The sequence below is a fragment of the Blastomonas ursincola genome, assembly GCF_013607875.1.
Taxonomy (GTDB): domain Bacteria; phylum Pseudomonadota; class Alphaproteobacteria; order Sphingomonadales; family Sphingomonadaceae; genus Blastomonas; species Blastomonas ursincola.
On sequence record NZ_VDES01000002.1, the window covers coordinates 992,179 to 1,004,565 of the forward strand.

The following is a 12,387-nucleotide window of genomic DNA, read 5'->3' on the forward strand; positions in this document are numbered from 1 at the left end:
GGTCGCCCTTTTTGCATGGAAAGGCGCACGATTGCGGATTGCATCGGGGCGGGCGGGCAGGGCATAGGCTCAGCCCATGCACGACATCAAATTCATCCGCGAAAACCCCGAAGCCTTTGACGCAGCACTGGTCCGCAAGGGGCAGCAGCCAGTGGCGGCCGAGATCATCGCGCTCGATGCGAAGCGGCGCGAGGCGCTGAACGAATCGCAGGCGGCGCAGGCGCGGCGCAACGAGGCGTCGAAGCTGATCGGCCAGGCGATGGCGCAGAAGGATGCCGAAAAGGCCGATGCGCTGAAAGCCGAGGTGGCAGAGCTCAAGACCCGGCTGAGCGAGCTCGAGGAACAGGCACGCGCAGGCGATGCCGCGCTGGCCGAGCGGCTCGCCGCGCTTCCCAACCTGCCCGCTGCCGATGTGCCCGATGGTGCGGACGAGACCGGCAATGTCGAGCTTGTCCGCTGGGGCGATCAGCCGCAGTTCGATTTCGAGCCGAAGGAACATGCCGATATCGGCCCCGCACTTGGCATGGATTTCGAGACGGCCGCGAAGATTTCCGGCGCGCGCTTCACCTTCCTGCGCGGAGGCATCGCGCGACTCAACCGGGCGCTCGGCCAGTTCATGCTCGATGCCCAGGTGGCGCGTGGCTATGCCGAGTGTGCGACACCCTATCTGGTGCGTGACGAGGCCGTGTTCGGTGTGGGCCAGCTGCCCAAGTTCGCCGAGGACCTGTTCCAGACCACCGACGGCCGCTGGCTGATCTCGACCTCCGAGGTCAGCCTGACCAACAGCGTGCGCGAGCAGATCCTGACCGCAGCCGAGCTGCCGATCCGGCTGACCGCGCTGACACCCTGCTTCCGCTCCGAGGCGGGCTCTGCCGGGCGTGATACGCGCGGCCTCATCCGCCAGCACCAGTTCGAGAAGGTCGAGCTGGTCACCATCGCCGCGCCCGACCAGTCCGAGGCCGAGCACGAGCGCATGTGTGCCGCGTCCGAGGCCATCCTGCAGGCGCTGGGGCTGCCGTACCGCAAGATGCTGCTGTGCGCAGGCGATATGGGCCAGGCGAGCCGCAAGACCTATGATCTGGAAGTCTGGCTGCCGGGACAGAATGCCTATCGCGAGATCGCCAGCATCTCGAACTGCGGCGACTATCAGGCGCGGCGGATGAACACCCGCTACCGCCCCGAGGGCGAGAAGGGCACCGAGTTCGTCCATACGCTCAACGGTTCGGCACTGGCGATCGGGCGAACGCTGGTGGCGATCGTCGAGAATTATCAGCAGGCTGATGGCTCGGTGCGCGTGCCTGAGGCGCTGCTGCCCTATATGGGCGGGATCGAAGTGCTGCAGGCGTAACCTCTAAGCTCGCGTGTGCGCGAGGGGGTGAGGGGTGCGGCCGAGTGCTAGCAGCGCAAACTCGAAACCCGCGCGCGATCCCTGAAGATCACCCCCACCCAACCCTCCCCCATCGAGGGGGAGGGTTTTTCATGCGTCTCGATGTCAGAATTTCGCCGCGACCTGAACGCCGTAGAGGCGCGGTTCGCCCGCGATGAAGGTCGCGGTGCCGAATGCGCCGCCGGTATTGCCCGCGTCGATCAGATAATCCTCGTTGGTGAGGTTGCGGGCAAAGGCGGTGATTTCGTAGCGGCCCTCGTCGAAGCGGACGCCTGCGCGCGCGTTGATCAGCAGATAGCCGTTCTCGCTCAGCCGCTCGCTGTTCGGGATTTCGAAGAACTGCTTGCTCGAATAGGTCACCGTCGGGAAGAAGAACAGCTCGGCGCTGTCGCCCACCGGCAGCGTCACGTCGATGCCCGCGGCCGCCTTGTGCTTGGATTGCAGGCGGAACCGATTGTCCTGGAACGCCGGATTGGGCGATTCGATCTTGGCATCAATATAGGCATAGTTGGCGAACAGGCGGACGTTGTCGCCGATCCGCAGCGCGCCTTCGACTTCCACGCCGAAATTGCCGGCATTGCCCGCGTTGACCGGCACGGTCTGGCCCTGCTGGTTGAAGAAGCTGGTCTGGAAGTTGGAATAATCCTGGTAGAAGGCGCCGATCGAGCCCGAGAACCCACCGAACGTCGCCTTGACGCCGCCCTCGTAGTTCCAGATCTTTTCTTCTGCCACGAGCGTGAAATTGGGCACCGGCCCAGCCGCCGTCGCGCTGGCGCTGAGGTTCAGCACCGGCGAGCGGCGACCCTTGGAGATGGTGGCGTAGACGTTGACCTGGTCGGTGACCCGATACAGGGCATTGAAGCGCGGCAGCCACGCATCGAAATTGTCGCGGACGCGGAACACCTGGCCTGCGGTGTCGACCGCGCCGAGCAGCGAGACGCCGCGCACACCCAATGAGGCGAAGATCTGGCTGCCGGGCTGCACGGCCGTATAGGTCGACGCGCGCTCCTCGTAGAGATAGCGCACGCCCGCCGACAGTTCGAACCGGTCGGAAATGTCGAAGGTCAGATCGGCAAAGGCCGAATAGACCGTGTTCTTGCCGCCATTGGTGAAGGTGCTGCTATAGGGCAGCACCGTCGCCGCGCCGCGCGTCAGGATCGCGGTGGCATTGCGCGCCGGATTCGGGCTGTTGAGCGCGGCGCAAGTCGAGGCGCCGAGCACGCCGAGCGCTGCAGCGACGTTGTTGCGCACCGGCGCAAAGGCAGGGAACGGCGCGCAGCTGATATAGGTGCCTTCATCGGTCAGGAACGGCACGGCCTGCGTGCCCTCTTCATGAAACACGTTGAAGCCGAAAAAGCCGCGCAGCCGGTCGCTGTCATAGGCGAAGCGGGTCTCGTGGCTCATCTGTTCGCCCTGTGCGTCCTCGGCAAATTCCAGAAAGAACAGCGCGGTGCCGTCGGCATCGAAGGTCTCGAGGCTGTCGAACTTGCGATAGCCGGTGATCGAGGTCAGCGACCATCCGCCGCCCATCGGGGTCTGGAAGGTCACGCTGGCATCATAGACCTCGCGGTTCAGACCCAGCTTGGGCAGGCCCAGGATCGCTCGGCTGAGATCGGCGGGCGCGCCGCCCAGTTCGGCGAAGGTGAACGGGCTGGTGGTGCCGCCGGTGGGCGCGATCGAACCGGACTTAAACGCGGTGCCGGGGTTGCGCTGCTGCTCGTAGTTGAACACGAAGTCCATCGTGCTCTCGGCGGTCGGCCAGATGCGCAGCGATCCGCGAATGGCGAACTGGTCGATGCCGTTCAGGTCCGCCTGGTTGTTCGCCGTGGTGCGCGCCGAGGTGGTGCCGGGCTCGCCCGCGATGTTGCGGACATAGCCGTCGCGCTTCTTGTACGATGCGGCGATGCGCCCGGCGATCCTGTCGTTGCCGACATTGATCATCGCGCGGCCCTCATAAAGGTTGAAATTGCCGTAGCTGCCGCGCAGGTCGGCCGAAAAGCCCGGCTCGGGCTTGGCGGTGATCACCGAGATCGCGCCGATCGTCGCGGCGGTGCCGAACAGCGTCGCCTGCGGGCCCTTCACCACCTCGACCCGGTCAATGTCGAATAGGTCGAAATACGATCCGCGCGAGCGCGAGACGTCGATGCCGTTGAGATAGATGGTCACGCGCGGCGCGATCTGCGCGCTGCCCGAATCAGAGGTGATGCCGCGGATGACGAACCCCGGATTGTTCGCGCTCTGCTCCTGGATGTTGAGGCCGGGAATATAGGCGGACAGTTCGTCGAACTCGTCGATGCCGATCTTGTCCATTTGCTCGCCGTTGATGGCAGAGACGGTCAGCGGCACGTCCTGGATCGACTGCTCGCGCTTCTGCGCGGTGACGATGATGGTGTTGTCGCTGCCGCTCTCGGCATCGGCCTGATCCTGGGCGAGGGCAGGGCTGGCCGACAGGGCGATGGCGAGCGAGAGCATCGAGACGCGAAGGGGGAAACGGGGCATTGCGCATGTCCTCAGATTGAGTGGAATGCGCGCCCTCTGCATCCGAGCGGCGTCTTTTGTGCGTCGCAACAATTACAGATTGATGGCGTTTCGGAATTCGTTTTGTAACATCGCGACAATCGTCCGGCGGACGCGACGGAAGGTGCTCTAGTTCAGTCGTTTGCGAGCGCGAAGCTGCTTGCTGATGGGAAACAGCACAAGGGCTGGCACCCAGACCACTGCCCATAGCACCGCGAACAGCGCGATCTCGTTCAGATCGTTATGCAACAGCAACCGGGGGCTGTGGAACAGATAGGTTCCCCAGCATTTGCGGCGGCATTCGATGCCATAGGCTTCCGGCCAGCCGGTCACGTCCGAGAAATGCAGGTACAGCGCGAGCTCTATCGCGCCCAGCCCGGCCAGTCCTGCCACCATCAGAGCCACTTGCATCCAAGACAGCTTGACGGCGGCGGTCTCTCCGGGCGGACCGGACGATGCACGATCGCGGGTTTCCGAATCTGGCGGCGGACTGTCCGGTGCCTCCATCGACCGATCCCGCGCGCGAATGGGCTCAGAGCCGGACCATCTTCATGCCCATTTCGCCATAACGCTGGCCTGCGGTCGACCCCGGCGGCGCGGCGGCATCGAGTGCGTCGAGATCGGCGGCGCTCAACGACACGTTCACCGCGGCCATCGAATCCTCGAGTGTTGCACGGCGCTTCGACCCCGGGATCGGCACGATGTCCTCGCCCTGCGCAAGCAGCCAGGCGAGAGCGATCTGCGCGGGCGATACCCGGTGCGCGACCGCGATCTGTTCTACCACATCGACCACGCCCATGTTGATCGCGAAATTCTCTTCCGAATAGCGCGGATCGTTGAGCCGGTAATCGCCTTCGGGCAGATCCGAACGCTGGCTGATCAGGCCGGTCAGGAAGCCGCGGCCCAGCGGGCTGTAGGGGACGAAGCCGATGCCGAGATCCTGGCACAGCGGCAGGATCTCCTCCTCCACCCCGCGCTCCCAGAGCGAATATTCGCTTTGCAGCGCGGTGATCGGGTGCGTGGCGTCGGCGCGGCGGATGGTGTCGGCGCCTGCCTCCGACAGACCGAGATAGCGCACCTTGCCTTCTTCGACGAGCCGCGACATCGCCCCGATCGTCTCCTCGATCGGCACATTGGGGTCGACGCGGTGCTGGTAGTACAGGTCGATCGTATCGATGCCGAGGCGCTTCAACGAACCCTCGCAGGCGCGGCGCACATTCTCCGGGCTCGAATCGACGCCGCGATAGCCGCCATCCTCGATCCGGAAGCCGAACTTGGTGGCAATCACCAGCCGATCGCGGCGTCCGCGGATAGCCTGTCCCAGCAGTTCCTCGTTGACATAGGGGCCATAGACTTCGGCCGTGTCGAAAAAGGTAACGCCCAGTTCGATCGCGCGTTCGAGCGTGGCGATGGACTCGCGATGATCTGCCTTGCCGTACATCGCCGCGCCGATGCCCGCCATCGGCATGCAGCCCAGGCCCAGCGCCGAAACCTGCAGCCCGCCCAGTTTGCGATAGATCATTCCTTGTCTCCTTCGGCGCGGGCAATAGTCGTCGTGACCGCCATGTCCATGGTTACATTACTCAAGGTTCGCATGATATCGGGGAAGACTTCGATCGCCAACAAAAGTGCCAGCGGTTCGACGGGCACACCCATGGCAATACAGATCGGGGCGATCGAACTGATGAAGCTGATCGAACCGGGCAGCGACACCGCGCCCATGGTCGTGATCGCGGCGGCGGCGACGCCGGCGGCCAGGGCCACGGGGCCGAGCTCCACGCCCATCAGATGCGCGACATAGATGGCGACGGCCAGGTTCATGCACGGACCCGTGGCGCGGAACAGCGCGACCGCGATCGGCAGCACGACATCGGCAGTGCGTTCGCCGACGCCGAGCGCACGCACGCCGGTCAGCATCGCGGGCAGCGAGGCGAGCGAGGATTGCGTCGAGATCGCCACGGCCTGGGCAGGGATCGAGGCGCGCAGGAAGGTGAGCGGACCCGTACGCCCGCCAATCCAGGCGAGGGCAAAGCCCGAAATCCACACCACGCCGCCGACGCTGGTCACGACCAGCACATAATGGCCGAGCGCGCCGAACGCGGCGACACCCGCGCGCGATCCGACCACCAGCCCGAGCGCGAACACTCCGATCGGCGCGAGCGCGAGCACCCAGCCGATCAGGATGATCATCGCATCGGCAATCGCGGCGAACAGGCCCTGTACCGGTGCGCGCTGATCGGGCGAGAGCCGGGTGAGCGCGAAGGCGAAGGCGAGGGTGAAGATGATGAGCGGCAGGATCGCGTCATTGGCGGCAGCGGCGACCGGATTGGTCGGCACCAGCGCGCGCAGGAACTCGGTGAAAGGGGGCACCTCGCCGGTCGGCTGGGCGGTGGCGAGCGCACCTCTTAGCGCGGCGCGCGCGGCCTCGGGCAGCGGAAAGGCGGTAAGCAGTGCCGGCGTCACGATCGCCGCCATCGCGGCCGAGGCCCAGAGCAGCGCGATCATCGTCGCGATCGCGCGCACCGTGAGCCGACCGGCGCTTGCCATCTGCGCGGTGCGAAGGATGCCGGTAACCAGCAGCGTGACGACCAGCGGCACCACCGTCATCTGCAGACCGCGCAGCCACAGCGATCCGACCACATCCGCGCCGTTGACGAGGCCCGGCGCGTTGCCGCCGATCGCCATCCCCAGCGCAATGCCGATGGCGAGAGCGCCCAGGACCAGAAGGGTTTTCAGCATTCAGTCAGGGCCCTTGTATCTTCATGATTCTGTTTGGTTTGCGATCCTGATTTCTTATGAACACGGATTGCGCGATCCGTCACCCTGAACTTGAATCCGGGCCCATTTCGCCTCTCGCGGCTTCGGCTGCGGGGGCACGATGGATGCTGGAACGGGTCCAGCATGACGGGATTTGACATGACCGCTGGCGACAGAGTTGGCAAGTCCCGGCCCAATCCGCTAAGCCGCGAAAAAACCAGGCAGGGGTTCACGCGTGACACGCAAGTTTTTCGGCACCGACGGTATCAGGGGACGCACCAATCAGGGTTTCATGACCGCAGCCATGGCGATGGCGGTAGGCCAGGCCGCAGGCGCGCATTTCCTGCGCGGCAGCCACAAGCACCGCGTCGTCATCGGCAAGGATACCCGGCTTTCGGGTTACATGATGGAAAATGCGCTGGTCGCGGGCTTTACCAGCGTCGGCATGGATGTGGTGCTGGTGGGCCCGATGCCGACCCCTGCGGTCGCATTGCTCACCCGATCGATGCGCGCGGACCTTGGCGTGATGATCTCGGCCAGCCACAACCCGTTCCAGGATAATGGCATAAAGCTGTTCGGCCCCGATGGCTTCAAGCTCTCCGACGAGGACGAGATGCAGATCGAGGCGATGCTCGAAGCGGGCAATCCGCAGCTCGCCGCCTCCGAAGCGATCGGCCGCGCCCGCCGGATCGAGGATGCGCGCGGCCGCTATATCCACGCGGTCAAGGCCTCGCTGCCCGATCAGGTGCGCCTGGACGGCCTCAAGATCGTCGTCGATTGCGCGCATGGCGCCGCCTATCAGGTCGCGCCCTCGGCCTTCTGGGAACTGGGCGCGGAGGTGATCGCGATCGGCGTCAATCCCAACGGGCTCAACATCAACGACCGCGTCGGTTCCACCCATGTCGAGGCGATGCAGGAGCGGGTCGTTGCCTCGGGCGCGGATATCGGCATCGCGCTCGATGGCGATGCCGACCGGCTGATCGTGGTCGACGAGAAAGGCACCATCGTCGATGGCGACCAGATCATGGCGCTGATCGGCGGCAGCTGGGCGCGCCAAGGGCGGCTGCGCGGCGGCGGCGTGGTCGCGACGGTGATGTCGAACCTGGGGCTGGAACGCTATCTCAAGGGCCAGGGGCTCGAACTCGTCCGCACCAAGGTGGGCGACCGCTATGTGCTCGGCGCGATGCGCGCGGGCGGTTACAATGTCGGCGGCGAACAATCGGGGCACATGATCCTGACCGACCATGCCACCACCGGCGATGGCACGGTCGCCGCGCTGCAGGTGCTGGCCGAGCTGGTACGCGAGGGCAAGCCCGCGAGCGAGCTGCTCCATCTGTTCGATCCGGTGCCGCAGCTGCTCAAGAATGTGCGCTTCTCGGGCGGCAAGCCGCTCGAAAACCCCAAGGTGCAGAAGGTCATTGCCGATGCCGATGAGGAACTGCGGGGCAAGGGGCGGCTGGTGATCCGGCCCTCTGGCACCGAGCCCGTCATCCGCGTGATGGCCGAAGGCGACGATGCCGCGCAGGTCGAGGCGGTGGTCGACCGCATCTGCGCAGTCGTGGCGGAGGTGGCGCTCTGATGCTGGAAATGCGCCCCGATTGCGAACGCTGCGGCGCGGATACGCCTGCGCAGGACCCCGGCGCATTCATCTGCTCGTTCGAATGCACCTTCTGCGCCGAATGCGCGGAGGAGCTTGACGACCGCTGCCCCAATTGCGGCGGCGAGCTGGTCGACCGCCCGGTACGGTCCAGGAAGCTGCTCGAGAAATTCCCCGGCTCGACCGTGCGGAAATTCACGCAGCATGGGTGAGCTTGCCCTGCACACCCCTTCCGTTTGTCCCGAGCGTAGTCGAGGGACGTGATCGTAAAGGGTCGTGCTGGGTCCCTCGACTTCGCTCGGGACAAACGGATGTAGGTATATGACTGATCAAGCGCGCATCCTGACCATCGCAGGCTCCGATTCCGGTGGCGGCGCGGGCATTCAGGCGGATATCAAGACCATCACCATGCTGGGCGGCCATGCGATGACCGCGATCACCGCGATCACCGCGCAGAATTCGCGCGGGGTCGATGCGGTGCAGGTGCTCGAGACCGCCATGGTCATCGCGCAGATCGACGCGGTGGCGCGCGATTTCGGGCTCGATGCGATCAAGATCGGCATGCTGGGCTCGCCCGCGATCGCCGAGGCACTCGCCGACTGGCTTGTCGCGCATCCCGGCATTCCTGTCATCTTTGATCCGGTGATGATCGCCTCTAGCGGGGCGGTGCTGGCGGACGAAGCCACCATTACGGCGTTCAGGCGGCTGATGGCCTGCGCCACGCTCGTCACGCCGAACCTGCCCGAGCTCGAGGCGCTGGGCGGCGAGGCGGCGGTGCTGGAACTTGCGCCCGCGCTGCTGGTCAAGGGCGGCCATGCGGGGGGCGATACCGTCACCGACCGGCTGGTGACGCGCGAGGGCGAGGTCGCGCGCTGGAGCGATCCGCGGATCGACAGCCCGCACAGCCATGGCACCGGTTGCACGCTCTCCATTGCGATCGCGACGCTGCTGGGGCAGGGCGTGCCGATGGAAGCCGCGATCGAGCGCGCGCGCCGGTTCGTGCGGCTGGCGCTGCGCGATGCGCCGGGGCTGGTCGCCAGCAACGGCCCGATGGGGCACCAGCGCGTGCGCAACGATGCGCTTGCCCCCGGCTGGCATCTCAACCAGGTGACGCTGGGCGCGACCGATTATGCCGCCTCGGTCACCTTCTACCGCGCGCTGGGTCTCACCCAGATCGTCGACAGTCCGGACAATGGCTATGCCCGGTTCGAGGCGGACAACGGCGCGACGCTCTCGATCCATGTCGGCGAGGCGGTCGGCGGTGCGATGGTCTATCTCGAATGCGCCGATCTCGACGCGCGCGTCGCGGCGCTCGCCTCGGAAGGCTTCGCCATTGATCAAGACCCAATCGACGAGAGCTGGGGATGGCGCGAGGCGCGGCTGAGCGACCCGGCGGGTAATGTGCTGTGCCTCTATTTCGGCGGCGAGAACCGGCGCTATCCTCCCTGGCGGATCGCAACCGAATGAGGTGCTTCCCGTAATTGCGGCAACCCCGCGCATTGGCCCTTTACCCGGCTACGCAATTGCCCATATGCGTTGCGGCAATCGTTCCAACGCTTTTCCAAAACAGGAGATGACCCATGGCTTTCGTGCTTCCCCCGCTCCCCTTTGACAAGACCGCCTTTGGCGACGTGATGTCGGCGGAAACCTTCGACTATCACCACGGCAAGCATCACAATGCCTATGTCGGCAAGGCGAACGACATGGTGAAGGGCACCGACCTGGAAGGCGCGAGCCTCTCCAAGGTGATCGTCGCCGCGAAGGAAAAGGGCAACAAGGGCCTGTTCAACAACGCCGCGCAGATCTGGAACCACACCTTCTTCTGGCACTGCCTCAGCCCCGAAGGCCAGTCGATCCCCGGCTCGCTCGAAGAGCGCATCAAGGCCGATTTCGGCTCGGTCGCCGATTTCAAGGACAAGCTGAAGGCCGAAGCCGTCGGCCATTTCGGCAGCGGCTGGGCCTGGCTGGTGCTCAACGGCGACAAGCTGGAAATCACCTCGCTGCACGACGCGGACTCGCCGGTCGCGCACGACGGCATGAAGCCGCTGCTGACGCTCGATGTGTGGGAACACGCCTATTATATCGACTATCGCAACGCCCGCCCGGATTACCTGTCGACGGTGCTCGACAAGGCGATCAACTGGGAATTCGTCGCGCAGAATCTCGACGGCAAGGGTACTGAAAGGGCTGACCAGGAAGGTTGATAACCCAGATGTCATGGCCTGGCTTGCTTCATCGACCGCAAGCCAGGCCGGGAATTGAGCGGGGCTACGATGATGTCGCGGCCCCGCTTTTCGTTTCAGGGCTTGCCGCTTTCCGGGACATTGTAGGCTACGAACTCATCACCCAGGCACTGGAAGGTCGAGCCGTTTGTCGGTTGCCAGCTTTCGAGCCGTCCAGATAATCCGGGATAGGATGTGGCCAATTGCTGGCGGGTCGATTCCAGGTCAGACGAAAAACGCATGGCATTGCGCCGTTCTCCGTCCGCCATCTTCTCGAGCGCGAGCATCTCGAAGTCGCCGATATAGGTGACGCTTCCCGGCTCGACGCGAAAGTGCGGCGCGCCAAGACAGAAGACGTCGGTATAGGTCATGTTGAACGTCCGGCCTGCCAGCACGTAATCGCCCGCGGGAACAATCGCCACGCGCAGCGCCTTTTCGCCCTTCTTTCCGCCGAACACCGTATAGCTGTACGTGATCTTGGTGCCGACCGGCTGGCCCTGCGCGTCCAGCGCGACCTTCCTGGTGGCCGGGTCATAGCGGTAGAACAGGATGCGGTTGTCGCCCACCATGCCCGGCGCATGGGGACGCAGCACGATCATGGCCTCATTGGCTGCGGGGACCGGTCGTTCGAGTTTCTTCAAATCCACCTGCTCGGTCAGTTGCGCCATGGCCGGTCCGGCCAGCACAAGGCCGATCAGGGCAATCAGTTCTTTTGCCATAGCGCCGGCTCCGCATAGTCGTTGTGCCAGGTGCGCAGCAGACTGCCGCGCGTCGGCTTTTCGGCGCCGACAAGAATGGCGAGCTCAGCGTTGCGCTCAGCCTGTGGCAAGGCCTTCCACGCCCGGCCCTCCTCGCGCGTCATCGCATAGAGGTTCCAGCCGCGGATCAGCATGCAGTTCTCCGTGTTGATCCGCTTCTGGTCGCCATCGGCCAGAGCACCGCCAAAGACTGCGGCAAGGCCTCCGGCCAGGACATCGATGGTGTTGATCTGCGATTCGGCGCCGCTCGCCAGCTTCCGACAGCTTTCGGTTTCGCGCGTCGCAAGTTCGGCAGTTGCTCCGGGCTTGTTGAAGAAAAAGCCGTTGCCGCGATCGACTTTGGGCGATGCCCAACCCGGTGTCGGCACACACACGACCAAGAGGGATGCAAATATCAAGAGCTTGTTGGCCATCCTCATCATTCCAGCATGATCGCATTGCACCGATCATCGGACCGGCTTGCGATTCCTTGTTGTTCCGAGGCAGCAGCGCGCTCTTCTAATCTTTCGCTTCAGCACCTTCAAGCGCCAGGCCGTGCTTCATCAGCATCGGGATCTGGCTCATCGCGAAGAGGAAGGACAATGCGGTGACGCCCCAGACCTTGACCGTCAGCCAGGTCTCGAAGGTCAGGAACTGGCGCAGTCCCTCGTTGATCAGCGCCATCACCACGAAGAACAGCCCCCAGTTGCGCGAGAGCTTGAGCCAGCCGGTCTCGTCCAGCCCGTCATACGCCGCTTGCAGCAGATAGCGCAGCAGCGGTTTGCCCATCATCCAGCCGCCGAGCAGCAGCGCGGCAAAGCCCGAATAGATGATCGTCGGCTTGATCTGGATGAAGCGTTCGTCGTTGAAATAGACCGTCAGCGCGCCGAAGCCGACGACCAGCACGGCGCTGAGCCACAGCATCGGCGAGACGCGGCCCAGCCGCCATTTGGACACTGCCACCGCGACGAGGATCGCGACCATGAATGCGAGCGTGCCGTTGATCGCCGCGCGCGTGCTGGCGAGCGCCGCGCCGTCGCTCTGGGTCAGCTTGAACACCGCGAAGAAGATCAGCAGCGGGCCGAAATCGAGCAGCAGCGGCAACAGGCTGCCTTCGGATTTCTTCTTCGGCGCGGCCACGGCCTGGGCGGCTGCGGTCTGCGGCATTTC

12 protein-coding genes are annotated in these 12,387 nt (G+C 64.7%); 5 read left to right on the forward strand and 7 right to left on the reverse strand.

Features of this window, described 5'->3' with window-relative positions; translation table 11 throughout:
- Positions 1 to 76: 76 nt before the first annotated feature.
- Positions 77 to 1,348, forward strand: coding sequence for a serine--tRNA ligase (serS, locus tag FG486_RS10895; protein ID WP_181267507.1), 1,272 nt, complete (start codon positions 77 to 79; stop codon positions 1,346 to 1,348).
- 144 nt (positions 1,349 to 1,492) lie between these two features.
- Here the strand turns inward: serS and FG486_RS10900 are convergent, their stop codons facing one another.
- The 4 genes from FG486_RS10900 to FG486_RS10915 all read right to left on the reverse strand — a co-directional run bounded on the left by FG486_RS10900 (position 1,493) and on the right by FG486_RS10915 (position 6,643).
- Positions 1,493 to 3,886: a TonB-dependent receptor gene (locus FG486_RS10900; RefSeq protein ID WP_241695694.1), complete on the reverse strand. Its 2,394-nt coding sequence runs from the start codon at positions 3,884 to 3,886 to the stop codon at positions 1,493 to 1,495.
- Between the two features lie 147 nt (positions 3,887 to 4,033).
- The gene (locus tag FG486_RS10905) at positions 4,034 to 4,411 is read right to left on the reverse strand and encodes a hypothetical protein (RefSeq protein WP_181267508.1); all 378 of its coding nucleotides are present in this window, start codon (positions 4,409 to 4,411) and stop codon (positions 4,034 to 4,036) included.
- A gap of 25 nt (positions 4,412 to 4,436) precedes the next feature.
- On the reverse strand, positions 4,437 to 5,426 hold the full coding sequence (locus FG486_RS10910) for an aldo/keto reductase (protein WP_181267509.1): 990 nt from the start codon (positions 5,424 to 5,426) through the stop codon (positions 4,437 to 4,439).
- Positions 5,423 to 6,643: a dicarboxylate/amino acid:cation symporter gene (locus tag FG486_RS10915; RefSeq protein ID WP_066281523.1), complete on the reverse strand. Its 1,221-nt coding sequence runs from the start codon at positions 6,641 to 6,643 to the stop codon at positions 5,423 to 5,425. Before FG486_RS10915 ends, FG486_RS10910 begins: the two co-directional genes overlap by 4 nt.
- Before the next feature lie 253 nt (positions 6,644 to 6,896).
- Between FG486_RS10915 and glmM the strand changes: the two genes are divergently transcribed.
- The 4 genes from glmM to FG486_RS10935 all read left to right on the forward strand — a co-directional run bounded on the left by glmM (position 6,897) and on the right by FG486_RS10935 (position 10,462).
- Positions 6,897 to 8,240, forward strand: a complete 1,344-nt coding sequence (gene glmM, locus FG486_RS10920; protein WP_060977146.1) for a phosphoglucosamine mutase — start codon at positions 6,897 to 6,899, stop codon at positions 8,238 to 8,240.
- Positions 8,240 to 8,470 carry a DUF1272 domain-containing protein gene (locus FG486_RS10925; protein WP_066281529.1) on the forward strand — a complete coding sequence of 77 codons (231 nt, stop codon included), beginning with the start codon at positions 8,240 to 8,242 and terminating at the stop codon, positions 8,468 to 8,470. Before glmM ends, FG486_RS10925 begins: the two co-directional genes overlap by 1 nt.
- Before the next feature lie 109 nt (positions 8,471 to 8,579).
- The gene (gene thiD, locus FG486_RS10930; RefSeq protein WP_181267510.1) at positions 8,580 to 9,725 is read left to right on the forward strand and encodes a bifunctional hydroxymethylpyrimidine kinase/phosphomethylpyrimidine kinase; all 1,146 of its coding nucleotides are present in this window, start codon (positions 8,580 to 8,582) and stop codon (positions 9,723 to 9,725) included.
- 113 nt (positions 9,726 to 9,838) lie between these two features.
- Positions 9,839 to 10,462 (forward strand): superoxide dismutase, encoded by a 624-nt coding sequence (locus FG486_RS10935; RefSeq protein ID WP_181267511.1) that lies wholly within the window; start codon positions 9,839 to 9,841, stop codon positions 10,460 to 10,462.
- 95 nt (positions 10,463 to 10,557) lie between these two features.
- Here FG486_RS10935 and FG486_RS10940 read toward each other — a convergent pair whose 3' ends face one another.
- The 3 genes from FG486_RS10940 to FG486_RS10950 all read right to left on the reverse strand — a co-directional run bounded on the left by FG486_RS10940 (position 10,558) and on the right by FG486_RS10950 (position 12,384).
- The gene (locus FG486_RS10940; RefSeq protein ID WP_181267512.1) at positions 10,558 to 11,199 is read right to left on the reverse strand and encodes a hypothetical protein; all 642 of its coding nucleotides are present in this window, start codon (positions 11,197 to 11,199) and stop codon (positions 10,558 to 10,560) included.
- Positions 11,184 to 11,651: a hypothetical protein gene (locus FG486_RS10945; protein ID WP_181267513.1), complete on the reverse strand. Its 468-nt coding sequence runs from the start codon at positions 11,649 to 11,651 to the stop codon at positions 11,184 to 11,186. Before FG486_RS10945 ends, FG486_RS10940 begins: the two co-directional genes overlap by 16 nt.
- Before the next feature lie 85 nt (positions 11,652 to 11,736).
- Entirely contained in the window at positions 11,737 to 12,384 is a 648-nt protein-coding gene (locus FG486_RS10950; protein WP_181267514.1) for an inner membrane-spanning protein YciB, read from the reverse strand.
- Positions 12,385 to 12,387: the final 3 nt, after the last annotated feature.

Excerpts from the sequence above, each read along its gene's own strand:
- FG486_RS10910 (WP_181267509.1), bottom strand. The coding sequence starts at position 5,426 with ATGATCTATCGCAAACTGGGCGGGCTGCAGGTTTCGGCGCTGGGCCTG.
- FG486_RS10935 (WP_181267511.1), top strand. The coding sequence starts at position 9,839 with ATGGCTTTCGTGCTTCCCCCGCTCCCCTTTGACAAGACCGCCTTTGGC.
- serS (WP_181267507.1), top strand. The coding sequence starts at position 77 with ATGCACGACATCAAATTCATCCGCGAAAACCCCGAAGCCTTTGACGCA.
- thiD (WP_181267510.1), top strand. The coding sequence starts at position 8,580 with ATGACTGATCAAGCGCGCATCCTGACCATCGCAGGCTCCGATTCCGGT.
- FG486_RS10915 (WP_066281523.1), bottom strand. The coding sequence starts at position 6,643 with ATGCTGAAAACCCTTCTGGTCCTGGGCGCTCTCGCCATCGGCATTGCG.
- FG486_RS10950 (WP_181267514.1), bottom strand. The coding sequence starts at position 12,384 with ATGCCGCAGACCGCAGCCGCCCAGGCCGTGGCCGCGCCGAAGAAGAAA.
- FG486_RS10940 (WP_181267512.1), bottom strand. The coding sequence starts at position 11,199 with ATGGCAAAAGAACTGATTGCCCTGATCGGCCTTGTGCTGGCCGGACCG.
- FG486_RS10905 (WP_181267508.1), bottom strand. The coding sequence starts at position 4,411 with ATGGAGGCACCGGACAGTCCGCCGCCAGATTCGGAAACCCGCGATCGT.
- FG486_RS10900 (WP_241695694.1), bottom strand. The coding sequence starts at position 3,886 with ATGCCCCGTTTCCCCCTTCGCGTCTCGATGCTCTCGCTCGCCATCGCC.
- FG486_RS10925 (WP_066281529.1), top strand. The coding sequence starts at position 8,240 with ATGCTGGAAATGCGCCCCGATTGCGAACGCTGCGGCGCGGATACGCCT.
- FG486_RS10945 (WP_181267513.1), bottom strand. The coding sequence starts at position 11,651 with ATGGCCAACAAGCTCTTGATATTTGCATCCCTCTTGGTCGTGTGTGTG.